Annotated in this window: 22 protein-coding genes; 15 read left to right on the top strand and 7 right to left on the bottom strand. The window is 37.5% G+C overall.

The window, feature by feature from the left end:
- Positions 1-154 precede the first annotated feature (154 nt).
- Positions 155-283 carry a hypothetical protein gene (locus CP367_RS11120; protein WP_005726964.1) on the top strand — a complete coding sequence of 43 codons (129 nt, stop codon included), beginning with the start codon at positions 155-157 and terminating at the stop codon, positions 281-283.
- Between the two features lie 107 nt (positions 284-390).
- On the opposite strand, the gene CP367_RS07460 is transcribed toward CP367_RS11120, so the two are convergent.
- A complete protein-coding gene (locus CP367_RS07460) occupies positions 391-717 on the bottom strand; it encodes a helix-turn-helix transcriptional regulator (RefSeq protein ID WP_013085776.1) in 327 nt (108 codons plus the stop codon).
- A gap of 8 nt (positions 718-725) precedes the next feature.
- Between CP367_RS07460 and CP367_RS07455 the strand changes: the two genes are divergently transcribed.
- Positions 726-1019, top strand: a complete 294-nt coding sequence (locus CP367_RS07455; RefSeq protein ID WP_098043542.1) for a YjdF family protein — start codon at positions 726-728, stop codon at positions 1017-1019.
- A 185-nt stretch (positions 1020-1204) separates the two neighbouring features.
- On the opposite strand, the gene CP367_RS07450 is transcribed toward CP367_RS07455, so the two are convergent.
- The 3 genes from CP367_RS07450 to CP367_RS07440 form a co-directional block, all read right to left on the bottom strand.
- The gene (locus CP367_RS07450) at positions 1205-1273 is read right to left on the bottom strand and encodes a putative holin-like toxin (RefSeq protein WP_223876185.1); all 69 of its coding nucleotides are present in this window, start codon (positions 1271-1273) and stop codon (positions 1205-1207) included.
- Between the two features lie 189 nt (positions 1274-1462).
- Positions 1463-1972: a methylated-DNA--[protein]-cysteine S-methyltransferase gene (locus CP367_RS07445; protein ID WP_098043541.1), complete on the bottom strand. Its 510-nt coding sequence runs from the start codon at positions 1970-1972 to the stop codon at positions 1463-1465.
- Positions 1973-2041: 69 nt separating this feature from the next.
- Positions 2042-2557, bottom strand: a complete 516-nt coding sequence (locus CP367_RS07440; protein ID WP_005718512.1) for a hypothetical protein — start codon at positions 2555-2557, stop codon at positions 2042-2044.
- A gap of 260 nt (positions 2558-2817) precedes the next feature.
- On the opposite strand from CP367_RS07440, the gene CP367_RS10995 reads away from it, so the two are divergent.
- The 7 genes from CP367_RS10995 to CP367_RS07410 all read left to right on the top strand — a co-directional run bounded on the left by CP367_RS10995 (position 2818) and on the right by CP367_RS07410 (position 8820).
- Complete coding sequence (locus CP367_RS10995; protein ID WP_233187506.1) at positions 2818-3585, top strand: chloride channel protein; 768 nt, start codon at positions 2818-2820, stop codon at positions 3583-3585.
- Positions 3586-3605: 20 nt separating this feature from the next.
- Entirely contained in the window at positions 3606-3902 is a 297-nt protein-coding gene (locus CP367_RS10990) for a hypothetical protein (RefSeq protein WP_233187505.1), read from the top strand.
- A gap of 12 nt (positions 3903-3914) precedes the next feature.
- Positions 3915-4916, top strand: coding sequence for an alpha-hydroxy-acid oxidizing protein (locus CP367_RS07430; RefSeq protein ID WP_061204414.1), 1002 nt, complete (start codon positions 3915-3917; stop codon positions 4914-4916).
- A 313-nt stretch (positions 4917-5229) separates the two neighbouring features.
- Complete coding sequence (locus CP367_RS07425; protein WP_005726293.1) at positions 5230-5574, top strand: hypothetical protein; 345 nt, start codon at positions 5230-5232, stop codon at positions 5572-5574.
- Positions 5555-5830 carry a hypothetical protein gene (locus tag CP367_RS07420; RefSeq protein WP_023488497.1) on the top strand — a complete coding sequence of 92 codons (276 nt, stop codon included), beginning with the start codon at positions 5555-5557 and terminating at the stop codon, positions 5828-5830. The genes CP367_RS07425 and CP367_RS07420 overlap by 20 nt, the downstream gene beginning before the upstream one ends.
- Positions 5831-5888: 58 nt before the next feature.
- Positions 5889-7124: a serine hydroxymethyltransferase gene (gene glyA, locus CP367_RS07415; protein WP_098043540.1), complete on the top strand. Its 1236-nt coding sequence runs from the start codon at positions 5889-5891 to the stop codon at positions 7122-7124.
- Between the two features lie 103 nt (positions 7125-7227).
- The gene (locus CP367_RS07410) at positions 7228-8820 is read left to right on the top strand and encodes an APC family permease (RefSeq protein WP_057726270.1); all 1593 of its coding nucleotides are present in this window, start codon (positions 7228-7230) and stop codon (positions 8818-8820) included.
- A 46-nt stretch (positions 8821-8866) separates the two neighbouring features.
- Here CP367_RS07410 and CP367_RS07405 read toward each other — a convergent pair whose 3' ends face one another.
- Entirely contained in the window at positions 8867-9694 is an 828-nt protein-coding gene (locus tag CP367_RS07405; RefSeq protein WP_023488500.1) for a Cof-type HAD-IIB family hydrolase, read from the bottom strand.
- Positions 9695-9809: 115 nt separating this feature from the next.
- Between CP367_RS07405 and CP367_RS07400 the strand changes: the two genes are divergently transcribed.
- The 6 genes from CP367_RS07400 to alr all read left to right on the top strand — a co-directional run bounded on the left by CP367_RS07400 (position 9810) and on the right by alr (position 16352).
- Complete coding sequence (locus CP367_RS07400) at positions 9810-11429, top strand: alpha-glucosidase (protein WP_057726268.1); 1620 nt, start codon at positions 9810-9812, stop codon at positions 11427-11429.
- Positions 11430-11538: 109 nt separating this feature from the next.
- Complete coding sequence (locus CP367_RS07395; protein WP_005721090.1) at positions 11539-11784, top strand: type B 50S ribosomal protein L31; 246 nt, start codon at positions 11539-11541, stop codon at positions 11782-11784.
- A gap of 125 nt (positions 11785-11909) precedes the next feature.
- Positions 11910-13277, top strand: a complete 1368-nt coding sequence (gene murF / locus CP367_RS07390; protein WP_005721091.1) for a UDP-N-acetylmuramoyl-tripeptide--D-alanyl-D-alanine ligase — start codon at positions 11910-11912, stop codon at positions 13275-13277.
- A gap of 13 nt (positions 13278-13290) precedes the next feature.
- Positions 13291-14778 (top strand): DEAD/DEAH box helicase, encoded by a 1488-nt coding sequence (locus tag CP367_RS07385; protein WP_061204419.1) that lies wholly within the window; start codon positions 13291-13293, stop codon positions 14776-14778.
- Between the two features lie 82 nt (positions 14779-14860).
- Entirely contained in the window at positions 14861-15217 is a 357-nt protein-coding gene (acpS, locus tag CP367_RS07380) for a holo-ACP synthase (protein WP_098043539.1), read from the top strand.
- Between the two features lie 4 nt (positions 15218-15221).
- Positions 15222-16352, top strand: coding sequence for an alanine racemase (gene alr / locus CP367_RS07375; RefSeq protein WP_005721640.1), 1131 nt, complete (start codon positions 15222-15224; stop codon positions 16350-16352).
- A 64-nt stretch (positions 16353-16416) separates the two neighbouring features.
- On the opposite strand, the gene cbpA is transcribed toward alr, so the two are convergent.
- Both cbpA and CP367_RS07365 read right to left on the bottom strand, forming a co-directional pair.
- The gene (cbpA, locus tag CP367_RS07370) at positions 16417-17124 is read right to left on the bottom strand and encodes a cyclic di-AMP binding protein CbpA (RefSeq protein ID WP_005721098.1); all 708 of its coding nucleotides are present in this window, start codon (positions 17122-17124) and stop codon (positions 16417-16419) included.
- Positions 17125-17295: 171 nt separating this feature from the next.
- The gene (locus tag CP367_RS07365; protein WP_089146127.1) at positions 17296-18267 is read right to left on the bottom strand and encodes an L-lactate dehydrogenase; all 972 of its coding nucleotides are present in this window, start codon (positions 18265-18267) and stop codon (positions 17296-17298) included.
- Positions 18268-18287 lie beyond the last annotated feature (20 nt).

The following is an 18287-nucleotide window of genomic DNA, read 5'->3' as shown; positions in this document are numbered from 1 at the left end:
AAGAACTTAAATAACCGTCTCAGTATAACAGTAACTAGGACGGTTTTTAAGTACACTATTTTATTTGACGCTTACAGCGTAAAATAATCGAGTATCTAGATTAGTTTTAGATTTCAATTATGATTAATTTATCAATATTTTGGAGGTTATTCATATGTCAGAAAAAAAGCTAATCGTCCCTCTTGTTCGTGAGCCAAAAGCTAAAAAGTCTAAGCCAGCTCGTAATCATTTACTGCTTTCTTTAAAGAAAAATGACCTAGAATTAGACTTTCAATGTCATTAAGTTAAGCTATTGACATTGGAGAAAAAACAATTAAAGCATCATTTGGCTTTAGATAGCCAATTTGATGCTTTTTTGCGTAGGCAAATAACCAGTCTATGAGTTCTTGTTTATTCTGATCTGCTGTTGTCATGTCGTTTAATAAGTCCTTTTTTGATATCACGTTCCATAAGTTGACGAACTATGTTCAGGTAGTCTTCTGGAATAGTGTAGCCATGATAGAAATATGGTACTTCACCATCGATAGAAATACCACCAGTTTCATCACCTTTAGGCGATGGACTAGGATTATCTGTCTTGCCACTTAAATAATCGGCTGATGTGTGTAGTACATCTGCAACTGCATTAAGTGCATCAATTCCTGGTCTTTGATTCTTCCAATTGTAAATGGAGTTTCTACCTAAACCTGCCTTGTCATTTACTTCACGGAGATTCATTGCCACATATGCCAGAGATACTTACGCTAGTAAACTTTTATTATTCGAAACTGCATTTTTATCAAACTACAGCGGAAAAAGAAAAAGTTTATCATGTTAATCCTAAGAGAGCACAAAGATTGGCTCATAAGGCCACGCAAAAGAAAGCTATTGGTACCAAAGCACAACAAGCTTTGAAAAAACAATTTGAGCAGTCAAAGATAGCCAAGAAAAAGGTAAAGAAGGATAGGAAACGTGAAGAACAAGAAAGACGTTTCTTACAAAAACAAGTCAAACGTCGAGAAAAACACCGTGGTCATTGATGTCGAAAAAGCTCGCAATTAATTTTGCGGGTTTTCATTTTGGAAAATATGCTATAATTTAAGTAAAGAAAAAGGAGATCCAAAGACCTCCTTTGTAGTCCGCTTTAAGAGCGGCGGTTAAGATTATTTTTTGCGGTGAACGCTACTCAATAACTCTTCCAAAGTTATTACATTGAGCGGCGTTTTTATTTTTTGTCGTGATGATGGTCGATGTAAGTTAGCAGAGCTAACACAAACGTACCGAACAAAAGCATCAAAGAAATACTCTCGTAAACCGACATGGTTGAACCCTTTCTGCAGTATATTGACCATAGGCCTCACCTCCGGGAGGAAAAACAACCGCCGCTCATAAAACTTTCTGCGAAAATAATTGTACAGAAATCTTGTTTGCAAAAGAAGACGAACAAGTAAAAAAGCTTGCGATTTGCGGGCTTTTCTTGTATCTAAGGTTCTTTAAACTGATTAATATCAACGCCTTCAAGTTTAAGCAACTGAATTTTCTTATCAATTCCACCGCCATAACCAGTTAAATTGTGATTAGCACCAACAACGCGGTGGCAAGGGATGATGATACAAATATGATTTCTGCCAATAGCACCACCGGCTGCTCGAATAGGTAAGTGGTCCTTATCTTTTGCAGCCTGTACGGCAATGTCTTTATAAGTAGTTGTCATCCTGTAAGGAATTTTTAGTAATGCTTGCCAGACTCTTTTTTGAAAATCAGTACCGATCAAATGTAATTGAGGAGTAAAATCTGGTTCTTTGCCTTGAAAATAGATATCTAACCATTTTTTAGTAGAAGCTAAATATTTATTTCCTCCTTCTGAATATTCTTTATCAAGATTGTCACCGTAGTAGCGATCAGTATCTAGCCATAAACCAATAAGTCCTTGTTCATTACTAGCGAGCAATATTTTGCCAATAGGTGAATTATAGTAAGAAGCTGTTTGCATGTTTTTTCTCCTATGATAAAAATAAGATGCTACCATCCATTATGATTGGTAGCATCTTATTAATCTAATTTATTTTCTTAGCTTGTGCACCTTATGTGCTAGCACCATTTCTTTATTGCGATCTTCATAGATCATATCCTTGATGTAATTCCATGGGATTAACAAAGGCGTTTTGCTATTTTTACGGAAAATGAAGTCTGCGTGTCGTCTTTCCAAGTGACGCAAATATCTTTTAGCATTTTGAATCTTAGTATGGTGTTCCAAATGCAATCGTGGTTCGAAATCGACGATTTTGTGTTCAGCGTTGAAAATAGGTCTAACTTTATGGTGCCAGTTCTCAGCACTAGAGATATGATCGCTGACCTTTTTTCCGGCTTCTACGATATTCTCTTTGGTTGCTGGACTTTTCTGATCCTTAAACTCCGCATGTGGATCTAGATAGTAATTGCCCAAACCATCTTGACGATAAAGCCGTATTTTCTTGAATGTCTTATTTTTCTTGTCCATTCTTACTTCGATAACGTCACCATTTTTGTGATTCATTAAATACATGTGATGTTTTCTAGTGTAATTTGCACTTTTCATGATCAGAAATCTCACCTCTACATTAATTATTCTGAAACGATATTATACCAGTATTTTAACTATATTTTTGCTTTACGAGTATAAAAGTTTATAATTTTTAAAAAGAAATTTCAATTCTTGAGAATTAGAGAAGGAAAAAATCCTAATGAAGGAACTTAATATATTTTATTATGCTACCATTTGGAGTTTTATATATTGGAATATGCTGTGCTACATATTTAAACTTAATTAATTTTATTATTAATTTTGTCTGGCATGTTTTGTTTGATAAATTACCTGTTCCTAGTCAGGCTTTACCGTTTTTTATTTGTATTCCTTTTGGGTTCATTATTGGTATATTAATTAAGCGTTTAGGATCATATCCATTAACTATCGAAGAAGTTTTAATGAGTGTTAAGCAGCAGGGAAAGATCAATTATCACAATTGGTGGAAATCCTTAACCTTAGGTCTTATTTCTTTAGCCGCGGGTGGCAGTATTGGACCAGAGGCTTCAACTACTGTACTAGGAAGTGGCATGGTTAATTGGCTGGGAGATAGATTACGACTAATTGCTTATTCTTCTGATTGGAAATGGAATCATTTTTGGGATACTATCGTTTCGAAAAAACAACTAAAAAAACTGCCAAAATTTAGTAGCCTTTTTAAATCAAAATTGCATCAAAAAGTTTTTTGCTTAATTATGGTTATGATCGGCGTGGTTGGTGCAGCAATAGTCTTTAAATTATTCCCTGAAGAAGGATTATTTGGTATTCATCATCGCCATATTCTCTGGCAATGGCACTATAGTATGTATGTAATTATTCCATTAATTGTAGGTTGGAGCTTCGGTATGTTTTTCTTATGGAGCGAAAAATGGAGTGATTATTTTGCTGAAAAAATTACTATTTCACCGATTATTAAAGCAACTATATGGGGAATAGTTCTTGCATTACTTACCTTAATTACTAGTTATGCCCTGTATTCTGGTGAATTTCAAATTGTTCCATTTGTACACCAGGCGTTGCAAATATCACCATTTTTTTGCTAGTTATAGCAGTCATCAAAACCTTGTCTACTAATATAGGTTTTAGTTTAGGCTGGCGTGGTGGAAAAATTTTCCCTTCGATTTTTGCTAGTGTAGCAGTTGGCGCAGCGATTGCGCAATTTTTACCAATTATGCCAGTTATGTGTGTAGCCATTACAGTTAGTGCAAGTATTGCAGTTATCTTGGGTAAACCTTTATTAACAGCTATTTTATTGATTCTGTTATTACCAATAGAATTGGCTCCTGTCATTTTAGTAAGTGCGTATTTAGCTGCCTGTTTGACAAAAGTGAGCTATAGTTTTAGACAAAAGAATAATTAGGGAGGTATTTTTATGAACGAAAAAAACGATGCAGTAACTGGTGCTTCTTTGATAGAGAATCAAGAAGAAAAAGTAAAAAGCCCATGGCCGGGTCCTAAAGGCATGATTCCTGTAACAAGTGGGCGTGCTGACGATGCTAATGTACATAATCGTGCCTACTTAGACAATATCTTGGTGGAGATGCGTTTGCTTGATTCAGTTGAGCCAGACTTAACAACTGAGATTTTTGGTAAAAAATATGCCTCACCTTTAACTCTGGCTGCAGTCTCTCATTTGAACAAGGTTTTACCAGATAAGACACGTAAGCCAATGCAAGAAAAGGCACGTGCGGCTAAGAATACCAATACTTTAAATTGGATTGGTATGGAGTCAAACGAAGAATATGCCGAAATTGTCAAAGAGAGCGGCGATACAGTTAGAATTGTGAAGCCTTACGCAGACCATGATAAAATTATGGGCGAACTAAAACAAGCAGAAGAATTAGGTGCCGTAGCTGTTGGAATGGATATTGATCATGTGCCTGGTGATAATGGTAAATATGATGTAGTCGATGGTATTCCACTAGGACCGATTTCATTTAGCGATCTTGAAAAGTATGTTCATGCAGTTAAACTGCCGTTTGTGGCTAAGGGCGTGCTATCCGTGCGTGATGCCGTTAAGGCTAGAGATGCTGGTGCCAAGGCAATAGTTGTTTCACATCACCACGGCCGCGTTCCATTTGGCGTGCCACCACTAAAAGTTTTGCCAGCAATCAAGCAAGCACTAAATGGCAGTGGAATGACCATTTTTGTAGATGGATCATTGATGACAGGCTACGATGCATACAAGGCTTTGGCATTAGGCGCAGATGCTGTACTGATTGGTCGAGGGATTCTTTCTGAATTGTTAAAAGATGGGCAAAAAGCAACAGAAGATAAGATTAAGAAAATGAATGAGCAGCTTGCACAAATGATGTTGTATACTGGCGTTAGAGATACTAAATCATTTGATCCTAGTGTGTTACATTTTGATTAGGATAGAAAAATGAAATAGTTTATTTTTTACAGTTTACTATAATTAAGTGGCTATTAGCCTATAATAAAGGCGTTTAAAGCTATACTGAATAGTGTTATGCTTAACTCGGACGTTGTTATAAGGTAATTATTTAAAAGTAATTAGTTGTATACGAAAACATGCTTAGCTCTGGTAAAAGCTAAGCATGATGTCTCATAATATTGAGCCGCTTGTAGATTATACTACAAGCGGTTTTATTTTAGATGAAAATAACAAGTATTTCAAAAAGTGAGTATCTATGTTTTGCTATTATGGAAATGGATTGATTTAGAAAATGATGCTATTGAAATTTCATTATGAGCGGGGATGCAAAACCTTTTTTAAAAAGCATAAGAATGAGCAAAAGATAATTAAGCAGTTAATCGATCAAGCGATTACTAAGGAATTGGCAACTGGTATGACTAAAGTGAAGATCGCTGCAATGACTCGGATTGAGGGAAAATCAATTTACGAGTTTCGCCTAAATTTGAAAAAAGCGGGTTCAGCGAGAGTCGCTTTTGCAGTAAAGGATGAGCAAGTACTAGTTCTTTTGATTACCTCTAATTTACAGAAGGATAGTTTTAGTCATGAATTAGAAACTGTTCTGAAAGGAAGTCATTATGCGTTTAATTCCAATTAAGCAGGCAGAGACTTTGCTCAAAAAAATCTGTAGTAATAAAAGTAAATATGTAGAAATTAAATTATTAACGGCAAAAAAGGATCGTTCAATTAGTGTGAAAAATGATGGTAAAAAGCTAATTTTAACTGAAGATGGCTATTTGAACTTTACGCAGGAATATGAATTGACTGATCCAGCTGTTGGCCGTCATGCAGTTTTAGCGGCTTTTAAAAAGGAATTTCCGCGTAGTAATCGTGCGTATCTGATTGCTAAATAGTATACTTTAACTATAAGAAAAACTATCAGTGCTGATCAGAAAGGAAGTCTTTTTATCAATGAAATATGCAGAAAAATCTACCGCATTATGGGATGCCATTCATCATGAAGAACAGCGCCAACAAGACACCATCGAATTAATTGCCTCTGAAAATATTGTTTCTGATGCAGTTCGTGAAGCACAAGGTTCTGTTTTAACTAACAAGTATGCTGAAGGATATCCTGGTCGGCGTTATTACGGCGGTTGTCAATATATTGATCAAGTTGAGCAACTGGCTATTGATTATGCAAAAAAATTGTTTAACGCAAAGTTTGCTAATGTGCAGCCACACTCTGGATCACAGGCTAACATGGCAGTTTATCAAGCACTTTTGAAGCCAGGTGATGTCATTTTAGGTATGGGAATGGATGCTGGCGGTCACTTGACTCATGGATCCAAGGTTAACTTCAGTGGTAAGGAATATAAGTCTTACAGTTACGGCCTAAATGTTGAGACTGAAGAACTAGATTTTGATGCCATTCGTGAAATTGCTCTTAAGGTTAAACCTAAGTTAATTGTAGCCGGTGCTTCTGCGTACAGCCGCATCATTGATTGGCAAAAGTTCCGTGAAATTGCAGATGAAGTTGGGGCATACTTAATGGTTGATATGGCTCATATTGCTGGCTTAGTAGCAACCGGTCAACATCCAAGTCCTGTTCCAGTAGCTGATGTAGTAACTACAACTACACATAAGACCTTGCGTGGCCCTCGTGGTGGGATGATTTTGTCCAACAATTTAGAAATTGGTAAGAAAATCAATTCCGCTTTGTTCCCAGGCATTCAAGGTGGGCCACTTGAGCATGTCATCGCAGGTAAAGCGCAAGCATTTTATGAGGACTTGCAACCACAATTTACAGATTATATTAAGCAAGTCATTAAAAATGCTAAGGCAATGGCAGAAACTTTTGCTGAATCGGACAATATTCGTGTCGTATCTGGTGGTACTGATAACCATTTGATGATTATCGATATTACTAAGACTGGTATTACCGGTAAAGATGCTCAAAATTTACTCGACTCTGTTCACATCACTACCAACAAAGAATCAATTCCAGGCGATCAACGTTCACCATTTGTTACTAGTGGGTTGCGGATTGGTACGCCAGCAATTACTAGTCGTGGCTTTGATGAAGCAGATGCTAAGAAGACTGCGGAAATGATTATTGAAATTTTATCTGATCCAGAAAATTCCGCAACGATTGCCCACGTTAAAGAAGAAGTTCAGGCATTAACTAAAAAACATCCAATTGAATAATTTGTATAGCAGAATTTAGCCGTCCTAGTTCTCAGCTGGGGCGGCTTTTGTTATAATAAAAAATTAAAAATAATGGAGTTAAGAATGAAGGAAACGTGATTATTTGGAAAAATTAAAAAGACATAAAATAGGCTTATTTTCAGCGATTATGCTGGCCTTGAATTCTTTAATTGGTTCGGGTTGGCTTTTTGGTTCAGGTTCTGCAGCACAAATTGCAGGTCCAGCCGCAATTTTATCTTGGATTTTAGGTGCAGTAATTATTATCTCAATTGCATTGACTTATGTAGAATTAGGTTCGATGTTTCCCGAAAGTGGTGGGATGAGTCGATACGCTCAATATAGTCATGGACCGTTATTGGGTTTTGTGGCTGCTTGGGCTAACTGGATTTCACTAGTCACATTGGTACCGATGGAAGCCGTAGCTGCCGTGCAATATATGAGTTCTTGGCCCTGGAGCTGGGCTAACTGGACTAAAAATTTTATTAAAAACGGCAGTATTACTTTTGCTGGCTTAGGTGTGGTTATTATTTTTATGCTGATTTTTACAATGATCAATTTTTGGTCAGTTAAAATCATGACCCATTTTACCAATTTGATTTCTATTTTTAAGATCTTATTGCCTACTTTGACGATTACAGTTTTAATTGCTTCAGGTTTTCATGGACAAAACTTTGGCAGTAATTTACATGAATTTATGCCTTATGGTAGTCGGTCCATTTTTGAAGCAACTTCTGTTTCAGGAATTATTATGTCTTATGATGCCTTTCAGACGGTCATCAATATGGGTGGGGAATTGAAAAATCCGCGTAAGAATATTGTGCGTGGAGTATTGATTTCAATGTTAATTACTGCGGCAATCTACATTATGTTGCAAGTGACGTTTATTGGTGCAGTTGAGCCAGGCATGTTAGCTAAAGTAGGCTGGCATGGAGTTAACTTTACCTCACCATTTGCGGACATTGCTATTATTTTAGGCATTAATTGGCTAGTGATTTTGCTCTACCTAGATGCATTTGTTTCACCATTTGGGACAGGGGTAGCATTTGTAGCTACGGCCTCAAGAGCCCTAGCGGCAATGACACACACACGTCATTTGCCAAAATGGTTAGGTAGATTGAATCAAAAATACTTAATACCACGTTATGCGATGATTGCTGACTTTGTTTTGGCGATTATTTTAGTAAGCTTATTTAGAAACTGGAATTTACTAGCAACAGTAATCACGGCCTCAACTTTGATTGCATATTTAACTGGTCCAGTTACGGTAATGACTCTAAGAAAGAAAAGACCAGATCTTGATCGTCCATTTAATCCTGGTTATATGAAGTGGCTAGCTCCAGTTGCCTTTATACTAACTAGTTTGGCAATTTACTGGTCAATGTGGCCAACGACTATTCAGGTGATAATTGTTATTGCCTTGGGTTTGCCGATTTATTTTTATTATGAAATTCACTACCAACATTCAAATTTAAAAGAACAATTACATAGTAGTTGGTGGATGATCGGTTATTTGATTTTTATGTCACTCATGTCCTTTGTGGGCAGTAGCGGTTTTGGTGGTCAGAACTGGATTAAGTATCCATTTGACTTTGTAGTAATTATCATTATTTCTCTCGCCTTCTATTATTGGGGAATTAAGACAGGGTTAAAGAAAATCGATCCTTATGCTGAAAAAATTGCGCAAAATAAAGAATAAGTAAAAAAAACTGTTGGGATTTTTGGTCTCAACAGTTTTTTGTTCGCTATTCTGCTTCATCAAGATACTTATTTAGTACCTTGAAAACACCGTTGTCGTTATTAGTAGGTGCAATAAATTTAGCAGTCTTTTTAACGATATCTTGACCATTAGCCATGGCATAACTTAAACCAGCAAATTTTAACATTTCAAGGTCATTTTCACCATCACCGAAGGCAATTAATTCACTTCTTGGCACGTCTAAATAAGCTAAAAATTCCTTTAGCCCTGCGGCTTTATTTACACCTTCAGGAATAATATCCATGTAGCTCCAACCACTAGTTGTGACGTGGATTTTTTCTGTACTACGGCTGTTGAAGCCATGTTCTAATTCATGTCGAATCTTGCTGGGATAGTCCATTGTAATCTTAGTGTATTGGTCATCAGCAGGAATTTTATTAAAATCATCAATTTCGATGCTATTAGGATAAAAATAATGATGGGACCGCTTGTATTCTGGTGGTGTACTTTTTAAAAAGTAGGAGTGCTTAACGCCACTAATTAAAATGTTTTGGGCTGCACCAGGATAGCGTGCGTGCAAATATTCAATAAAATTTAGGATGCATTTTTTTGAAAAGCTTGTTGTACGAATAATTTTTCCATCGCGAACTAAGACCGCACCATTGTCGGCAACAAAGTCAATAGAATCGATAAATTCGCTAAAGTCATCAGCCAAACGACCAGCTGGGCGGCCGCTAGCAATAATAAAATGTGCCCCGTGTTGATGCAGACGAGTTAAAATCTCGCTAAACATTTGATGATCGTATTGTTTTTCATCGTTAACAAAAGTACCGTCAACGTCTACAGCAACGGCCTTAAAGGAAAGAGTAGTCATCTAATTACCTCACTAAAATTTGATACCGTTAACAGTTTACCATTTCTTGCAAGTGCTTACATAAATTATTTATATTATGTTTAACAATAAATTTGAAATTTACGAGGTAGAAAAAATGACACCATGGTGGAAAAAAGCAGTTGTTTATCAAATTTATCCTAAGTCATTTCAGGACAGCAACGGTGATGGCATAGGTGACTTACAAGGAATTATTGCTCGTTTAGATTATTTGGAAAATCTAGGAGTTGATGCAATTTGGCTTTCACCGGTCTATCAATCTCCCGGTGTGGATAATGGCTATGATATTTCAAATTATGAAGCGATTGATCCGCAATATGGCACGATGGCTGATATGGATGAGTTGATTCAGAAAGCTAAGGAGCATCATATCCGAATTGTAATGGATCTGGTGGTTAATCATACATCTGACCAGCATCAATGGTTTGTGGAGGCACGAAAAAGTAAGGATAATCCTTACCGAGACTATTATATTTGGCGTGATCCTGTTGATGGACATGAGCCCAATAGTTTGAAGTCTGCTTTTTCTGGTTCAGCTTGGAAATTTGATGAGCAAACAGGACAATATTATTTACACTTCTTTGCGGAACAACAACCTGATTTAAATTGGAAAAATCCAGAGTTGCGGCAAAAAATCTACGATATGATGAACTTTTGGCTTGATAAGGGGATCGGTGGCTTCCGAATGGATGTGATTGAATTAATTGGTAAAGATCCCGACAAAATGATCCGTGAAAATGGTCCGATGCTTCATCCATATTTGCAAGAAATGAACAAGAATACATTTGGTGATCGAGATGTGATGACGGTGGGCGAAACTTGGAATGCGACACCGAAGATTGCAGAAGAGTACTCAGATCCAGCACGTCATGAATTATCAATGGTTTTCCAATTTGAGAATCAAGCTTTAGACCAGCAGGAGGGAAAAGAAAAGTGGGATTTAAAGCCGCTAGACTTAGGCGAATTGAAAAAGGTTTTAGTAAAGTGGCAGACAGAGCTTGATTTTAATCATGCTTGGAATAGTTTGTTCTGGGAAAATCATGATATTCCGCGCGTAATTTCACGTTGGGGCAATGATAAAAAATATCGGGTGCAGTGTGCTAAGATGTTTGCGACAGTTTTACATTTGATGCACGGCACACCATATATTTTTAACGGTGAAGAAATTGGTATGACTAATTGTCCGGTAAAAAATATTGATGAAGTAGAAGATATTGAAAGTGTCAATATGTATCATGAACGTCTGGCTGAAGGTTATGACAAAGATAAACTAATTCATGCGATCAATGTTAAAGGCAGGGATAATGCTCGTCGTCCAATGCAATGGAATGATGAGAAAAATGCCGGCTTTACTAAGTCAAAGCCATGGTTGACAGTAAATCCTAACTACAAAGAAATTAATGTGAAGAAGGCCTTGGCTGATCCTAATTCGATTTTTTATACTTACCAAGAATTGATTACTTTACGTCATGAAAATGAGATTGTGGTTAATGGTGACTTTAAGTTGGTTCATGATACTGGTGATGAAGTTCTTGCATATTATCGTATTTTAGGTACTGAAAAGTGGTTGGTGGTTGCTAACCTATCTGGTGAAGAGCAACAGTTTACGTCGACCGATCGCATTAAAGAAAACTTGCTTAGTAATTATGCTGTGCGTAATGATCTGCATGATATTACGCTTAAGCCTTATGAAGCATTTGCAGTGGCAATTAGATAAGCTAAAATTAAAAAGAACTTGAATTACTAGCTTGAAGATGTTATTCTAGTTATCGTTAATCGATTAATCTATGATCTGTGATATGATCATGGCAAAGGAGTAATAAATTATGAAACAAGGTATTCATCCAGAATTTCAAGAAGTAGTTTTCATGGACTCAGCAACTGGTGCTAAGTTCTTAGCTGGCTCAACTTTGAAGCCATCAGAAACTATTGACTACGAAGGCGAAACTTACCCATTAGTACGTGTTGAAGTTTCATCAGATTCACACCCATTCTACACTGGCAAGCAAAAGTTTGCTCAAGCAGATGGTCGAATCGAAAAGTTCAACAAGAAGTACGGTTTGAAGAAGTAAACCTTTTATCTGGTGGAAGCAGTCCCATTGGGGCTGCTTTTTTCGTTAGAGATTATTTGGCAGAATGCATGAAAGACAGTATAATGTTTTCTGTATAAAAATGTTTTTATGGGAGTAAATATTCAATGAAAATGCAAATGGCGGAAATTGCCAAGGCTTTAAATACTACTTGTGAAGGTGACAATCAAACTGTTATTACTTCTGTTGCCTTTGACTCCAGAAAGATCACAGATGGTGGATTATTTGTACCACTTGAAGGTGAACGTGATGGGCACGAATTCATAGCTAGTGCTATTAATAATGGTGCTTCTGCTACTTTATGGAAAAAGGGGCATCCGAACAAGCCAGAAGATATTGCGGTTATTGAAGTTGATGATCCACTTGCTGCTATGCAAGAGCTTGCTCGCTATTATTTGCGTAAGGTTAATCCAACCGTAGTGGGAATTACTGGTTCAAATGGTAAGACTACTACCAAGGATATGATTGCTGCTGTTTTGTCTAAACGCTTTAATGTACATAAAACTCAGGCCAACTTTAACAATGAGATTGGTGTGCCAATGACCATCCTTGAGATGAAGCCAAATACTGAAATTTTGGTGCTTGAAATGGGAATGGACAGACCAGGTCAATTGCATCATTTAAGTGAATTAACCCATCCAGATGTGGCCGTAATTACAATGATTGGTGAAGCTCATATTGAATTCTTTGGCAGCCGCGACAAGATTGCAGATGCTAAGATGGAAATTACTGACTTTTTGCGTGAAGATGGCGAATTTATCTTCAATGGGGATGAACCATTATTGCAAGAACGTGCTGAGAAATTGGATCAAGCTAAAGCAACTTTTGGTTTTAGAGATGAAGATACAGTTCATGCAACTGGCTTTAAGAGTTATATGCATCATGCTACCTTTACAGTTAATGATTCAGAGCAAAAATTCTCAATCCCAATGATTGGTAAACACAATGTTTCTAACGCAATGGCCGCAATTAGTGTTGGTCGTCATTTTGGTGAAAGTGATGAGGAAATTGCCTCATCATTATCTAACTTTACCCCAACGGCTAATCGGATGGAGTGGGAAAAAGGCGATGCTGGAGAAAGCATTATGAGTGATATCTATAACTCAAATCCAACTGCTGTTAGAGCTGTATTGACTAGTTTTGGCCAAGTTGAAGTAAAAGATAATGGGCGCAGAATTGCTGTTTTAGGTGATATGTTGGAATTAGGTAAAAACTCCCCGGAATTGCATGCTGGCCTTGAGGATACGTTAGATCCACAAATTATTAACGAAGTTTACTTATATGGCTCTGAAATGAAGAATTTGTATGATGCTTTACAAGATAAGTATGAGCCAGAGCATTTGCATTATTATACACAAGAACAGACAGATCGAATGATTGACGATCTGAAGAATGATATTAAGTCGGATGACATTGTTGTATTGAAGGGTTCACATGGAATGCACCTGGAAAATGTCTTGGCCCGACTAAGATAGGAGAACAATTTTTTTGAAGTTTTCAGAATTAGGATTAAATGACGCGCTTCTTAAGGCAATTAAACGTTCAGGCTTTGAAGAAGCAACGCCAATCCAGGAACAGACTATTCCCCTTGCTTTGCAAGGCAAAGATGTAATTGGTCAAGCCCAGACTGGTACCGGTAAGACAGCTGCGTTTGGCTTGCCAATTTTACAGATGATCGACAAAAAAGAAAAAGCAATTCAAGCGGTTATTATTGAACCAACGCGTGAACTTGCTATTCAGACGCAAGAAGAATTATTCCGTTTAGGTCGTGACGAACATGCTCATGTTCAAGTGGTCTATGGTGGAGCTGATATCGGTCGTCAAATTCGCTCATTGAAACACCATGTACCATCAATTTTAGTTGGTACGCCAGGGCGTTTGCTTGACCACTTGAAACGCAAAACTATTAATTTAGATCAAGTTAAGGCTGTCGTTCTAGATGAAGCAGATGAAATGCTCGATATGGGTTTTATTCAAGATATCGAAAGTATTTTGAAATATGCTAAGAACCGACAACAGACTTTACTCTTTAGTGCTACAATGCCTAAGCCAATTTTGCGGATAGGCGAAAAATTTATGGATCACCCAGAAATTGTCCGCATTAAAGCTAAGGAATTAACTGCTGATTTGATTGAACAATATTTTGTTCGTGCTAAAGAGTCTGAAAAATTTGATATTATGTGTCGACTAATTGACGTGCAGGGTCCAGATTTGGCTTTAGTCTTTGGTCGCACCAAACGTCGCGTAGATGAACTTACGCGCGGTTTGCAAGCGCGTGGCTACAATGCGGCGGGAATTCACGGTGATCTATCGCAAGCGCGTAGAATGTCAGTTTTGAAAAGATTTCGTGAAGGTAAGCTAGATATTCTGGTTGCTACTGATGTAGCTGCCCGCGGACTTGATATTTCAGGTGTAACCCACGTTTATAATTATGATATTCCCCAAGATCCGGATTCATATGTTCACCGTATTGGTAGAACTGGTCGTGCGGGGCAAAATGGAATCTCTGTTACTTTTGTTACGCCAAACGAGATTGGCTATATGAGAACCATTGAGCAATTGACTAAAAAGAAGATGTCGCCGCTTCGTCCGCCAACAGATGATCAGGCATTACATGGTCAATTAAAGCAAGCAAAAATTGAAATTGAAGATTTGATGAACGGTGATTTGGGTAAATATACCCAAGGGGCAAGTGAGCTGCTAGATAACTATTCAGCTCTCGACTTAGTTGCAGCCTTTTTAAAGAACTTGGCTAAAGATGAGGTTAAAGTCAAGATTACCCCAGAAAAGCCGTTACCATACAAGGGTGATGGTCGCCGCCGTCGTGGTAAAGGTCATGGCCGTAGCAATAATAATCATGGACGCGATAACCACCGCCGTCGTCGTAACAATAATTCATACCGCCAAAATGAAACCCGCGGTAAGCGTGGTCGTGGCAACGGACATGAATTTGTAATCAAGAATAAGAAAGATTAAGATTTTATCTTAAAAAGGGAAGTTGTAATTTTTACAGCTTCTTTTTTGTATTATAATGATGTCATTGTGTGAGGTGAAAATAATGATTAAAGGAGTAGGAATTGACTCGATTGAAGTTGAACGAGTTAAGAAGATCGTGGACAAGGGGGATGCTTTTGCCAAAAAAGTATTAACTCCCAAAGAATTTAATCAATATCAAAAAATGGCAGGCAAACGTAAAGTTGAATACCTAGGCGGACGCTTTTCATTAAAGGAATCTTTTTCTAAAGCAATGAGAACGGGTCTGGGAAAGTATATTGGTTTTCAAGATGTCGAAACTTTATGGGATGATTTAGGTCATCCCGTTATGACTTCAACTAAGTTTGATGGAAATATTTTCCCAAGTATCACACATGATAATCATGAAATTATTACATTTGTAGTTTTGGAGGAAAAATAAAAATATGGTTCCAGGCTATCACCGTCCAGCCGTTGTAAAAGTAAATTTGGGCGCAATTAGAAGAAATATAAAAAACGAAATGAAACATCTTGCAACAGGGCAAAAGATGTTAGCTGTAGTTAAGGCCAATGCTTATGGTCATGGTGCAGTTGAGGTGGCTAAAATTGCGATTGAGGAAGGTGCAGCAGGCCTTTGTGTAGCTATTTTAGATGAGGCCTTGCAATTGCGTCATGCTGACATTGTTAAGCCAATTTTAGTTTTGGGAGTAGTTTCTCCAGAATACGCTCCAATTGCGGCCGCAAACAATGTTTCATTAACGATTCCTAACCTTGAATGGCTAAAGGAAGCAGAAAAGTACCTTGAAAAAGAGCAGTTACAGTTGAAAGTTCATATTGGAGTAGATTCAGGCATGGGTCGGATCGGCTTTAACGAAGATGAGGATTTTATTGCTGCTAATAAATTCTTACAAAATAACGATAATTTCTACGTAGAGGGTATGTTCGCACACTTTGCTTCCGCAGACAGTGCCGATGATACTTACTTTAAGCATCAGGTAGAAAAATTTGCTCATATGAGAAGTTTGTTGACAGTTAAGCCTAAGTGGATTCACGTAGACAATACCGCTGCCAGCATCTTTAACAAGGATGTGCCTAGTGATTGTGTTCGTTTTGGAATTGGCATTTATGGTTTGAACCCATCCTCTAATCCTGATAGTCCTGACTTGAAGTCATCAATTTCGCTTGAACCAGCATTATCATTTGAGAGTGAACTAACTCATGTAAAAACTATTCATGAAGGTGACGGAGTAGGATATGGTTCTACCTTTGTAGCTGATCAAGATACAATTATTGGAACTGTGCCTGTTGGCTATGCTGATGGCTTTATTAGAAAGTTTCAAGGCTTTAAAGTTAAAGTTGGAGACGAATACTGTCCAATTGTCGGCCGAATTTGTATGGATCAATTTATGGTCAAAATGCCAAAGAAAATGCCGTTAGGAACTAAGGTAGTCATCATTTCCAATGATCCAACAGCGCCAAATAATATTAAGGCCGCCGCAGATTATGTTGATACTATTCACTATGAAGTAGCATGTTTGTTAAACGATCGTTTACCTCGTGTTTACTATGAAAAATAAGTTAGACAATAAAAAAATGCTTCTAGAACAAAAATCTAGAAGCATTTTTTGGTAGATCAATTTTTTAATCCTTAACAGGGTGTTCAATAAAGACACCTGGATTTTCATCACTCATAATAGTCATGCCGGCTTGCAAATCTTCGATTTCAGAAACTACGAAACCTTTTCTTTGTAACTTATCAACAATCGTTCTCATGGTAATATCTGAGACACCAGCGGGGAGAGTAAAGAGTGTTCTTCTAACAAAATTACCTTCGAGTTCGCCAGCAGCTGCATCAAGTGTCATTACACTAGACATATTAGTGTGCTTAGACACAATCTTGGACATCTTGATCAAGTTACCACGTGTATTGTCAGATAAAACGGTCAAAACGTATGAACCATTTTTAACATCCCACGCATCTGACAACATATCAAGCATTCTTGAGTGAGTAAGAATACCATAAAAATGATTATCTTCATCAAGGACAGCAATATAAGGCAAGTCCTTAATGTTGAAAAATACCTTGAAGAATGGTGAATTGACCTTAATTGTCTTAGTGGCATTCTTAAGTAAGTAAGTTACTGGTAGATTCATATCGCCACCTTGTGACTTATGACGGTAGATATGCATCTTATAAATGTTACCACGGAAAATAGTACCAGTATCGTCAACGATTGGCACACATCTGTAGCCTGAATCTTCTAAAACTTTTAAAGCTTCTGCTAATGTGGCTTTTTCATTAACTGTTGTTAAATAATCTTTTTTAATAACTAAAGATTTAATAAGCATGAGTTCGCCTCCGAAAGTGAGAAATGTTTCAAGTAATTATAGCATAGTTGATGAGTTAATTAAATATTAATTAAAGTTCATCTGAAGTAACAACTATATTTTAACAATAGTTAGACAAATAAAAAAGCATCTCTAAAAAAAGAGATGCCTTTAGATGAAACAAGTTTTAGATTATTGACGAACCTTAACGCCAGTTTCCTTAAATGCCTTGTCCATAACCTTCTTCAATTGATCTGCAGAAGCAGTCATCAATTCTTGTTCCTTGTCACTTAATGGCATTTCAATGATTTGTTCAAGACCCTTACGGCCAACAACTGCAGGAGTACCAATGTGAATGTCATGTAAGCCATATTGACCGTCCATAGGAACTGAAAGTGGAAGTACACGGTGTTCATCGTTCAAGATAGCCTTAGCGATCATTGCTGAAGCAGTACCGATTCCGTAGAAAGTAGCACCCTTCTTGTTAATGATGTCGTAAGCCATGTCAGCAACTTCCTTGTGGATGTCTTCAAGCTTAGATTCATCCATACCGTGAGCCTTAACCCAGTCACTAACCTTTACGCCACCAACATTGTTGTAGCTCCATGCTGGGAATTCAGTATCACCGTGTTCACCAAGCATGTAAGCATTAACTGAACGTGGGTCAACATGTTCCATTTCACCGATAACCTTTTGAAGACGACCAGTATCAAGTGAAGTACCTGAACCGATAACACGATCCTTAGGGAAACCTGACATCTTCCAAGTTGCGTGAGTTAAAATGTCAACTGGGTTAGCAACAACTAAGAAGATACCTTCAAAGCCTGATTCAACAACTGGTTCAACGATTGATGATAAAATCTTCAAGTTCTTGTTAACAAGGTCAAGACGAGTTTCGCCTGGCTTTTGTGGAGCACCAGCAGTGATAACTACTAAGTCTGCATCCTTACAGTCAGGGTAGTCAGCTGCATAGATATTCTTTGGTGAAGTCCAAGGGGTAGCATCAGCTAAGTCAATTGCGTCACCTTCAACGTGTTCCTTAGCGATATCAATAATACCCAATTCTTCGGCGATACCTTGTTGTACCATTGAGAATGCGAAGGTTGAACCTACAGCACCATCACCAACAAGAATAACTTTACGAGGTCTTTCATCTCTTGGCATAAATAAAAATCTCCTTTTTT

Source organism: Lactobacillus sp. UMNPBX16, assembly GCF_002553775.1.
Classification (GTDB): Bacteria; Bacillota; Bacilli; order Lactobacillales; family Lactobacillaceae; genus Lactobacillus; species Lactobacillus crispatus.
The sequence above is the reverse complement of the archived record's forward strand: the minus strand, read 5'-3'. Positions and strand labels throughout refer to the sequence as shown.

Excerpts from the sequence above, each read along its gene's own strand:
- CP367_RS07425 (WP_005726293.1), top strand. The coding sequence starts at position 5,230 with ATGATGCTATTGAAATTTCATTATGAGCGGGGATGCAAAACCTTTTTT.
- cbpA (WP_005721098.1), bottom strand. The coding sequence starts at position 17,124 with ATGCTTATTAAATCTTTAGTTATTAAAAAAGATTATTTAACAACAGTT.
- CP367_RS07395 (WP_005721090.1), top strand. The coding sequence starts at position 11,539 with ATGAAACAAGGTATTCATCCAGAATTTCAAGAAGTAGTTTTCATGGAC.
- glyA (WP_098043540.1), top strand. The coding sequence starts at position 5,889 with ATGAAATATGCAGAAAAATCTACCGCATTATGGGATGCCATTCATCAT.
- murF (WP_005721091.1), top strand. The coding sequence starts at position 11,910 with ATGAAAATGCAAATGGCGGAAATTGCCAAGGCTTTAAATACTACTTGT.
- acpS (WP_098043539.1), top strand. The coding sequence starts at position 14,861 with ATGATTAAAGGAGTAGGAATTGACTCGATTGAAGTTGAACGAGTTAAG.
- CP367_RS07365 (WP_089146127.1), bottom strand. The coding sequence starts at position 18,267 with ATGCCAAGAGATGAAAGACCTCGTAAAGTTATTCTTGTTGGTGATGGT.
- CP367_RS07460 (WP_013085776.1), bottom strand. The coding sequence starts at position 717 with ATGAATCTCCGTGAAGTAAATGACAAGGCAGGTTTAGGTAGAAACTCC.
- CP367_RS07445 (WP_098043541.1), bottom strand. The coding sequence starts at position 1,972 with ATGCAAACAGCTTCTTACTATAATTCACCTATTGGCAAAATATTGCTC.
- CP367_RS11120 (WP_005726964.1), top strand. The coding sequence starts at position 155 with ATGTCAGAAAAAAAGCTAATCGTCCCTCTTGTTCGTGAGCCAAAAGCT.
- alr (WP_005721640.1), top strand. The coding sequence starts at position 15,222 with ATGGTTCCAGGCTATCACCGTCCAGCCGTTGTAAAAGTAAATTTGGGC.
- CP367_RS07420 (WP_023488497.1), top strand. The coding sequence starts at position 5,555 with ATGCGTTTAATTCCAATTAAGCAGGCAGAGACTTTGCTCAAAAAAATC.
- CP367_RS07430 (WP_061204414.1), top strand. The coding sequence starts at position 3,915 with ATGAACGAAAAAAACGATGCAGTAACTGGTGCTTCTTTGATAGAGAAT.
- CP367_RS07405 (WP_023488500.1), bottom strand. The coding sequence starts at position 9,694 with ATGACTACTCTTTCCTTTAAGGCCGTTGCTGTAGACGTTGACGGTACT.
- CP367_RS07455 (WP_098043542.1), top strand. The coding sequence starts at position 726 with ATGCCAGAGATACTTACGCTAGTAAACTTTTATTATTCGAAACTGCAT.
- CP367_RS07440 (WP_005718512.1), bottom strand. The coding sequence starts at position 2,557 with ATGAAAAGTGCAAATTACACTAGAAAACATCACATGTATTTAATGAAT.
- CP367_RS07400 (WP_057726268.1), top strand. The coding sequence starts at position 9,810 with ATGACACCATGGTGGAAAAAAGCAGTTGTTTATCAAATTTATCCTAAG.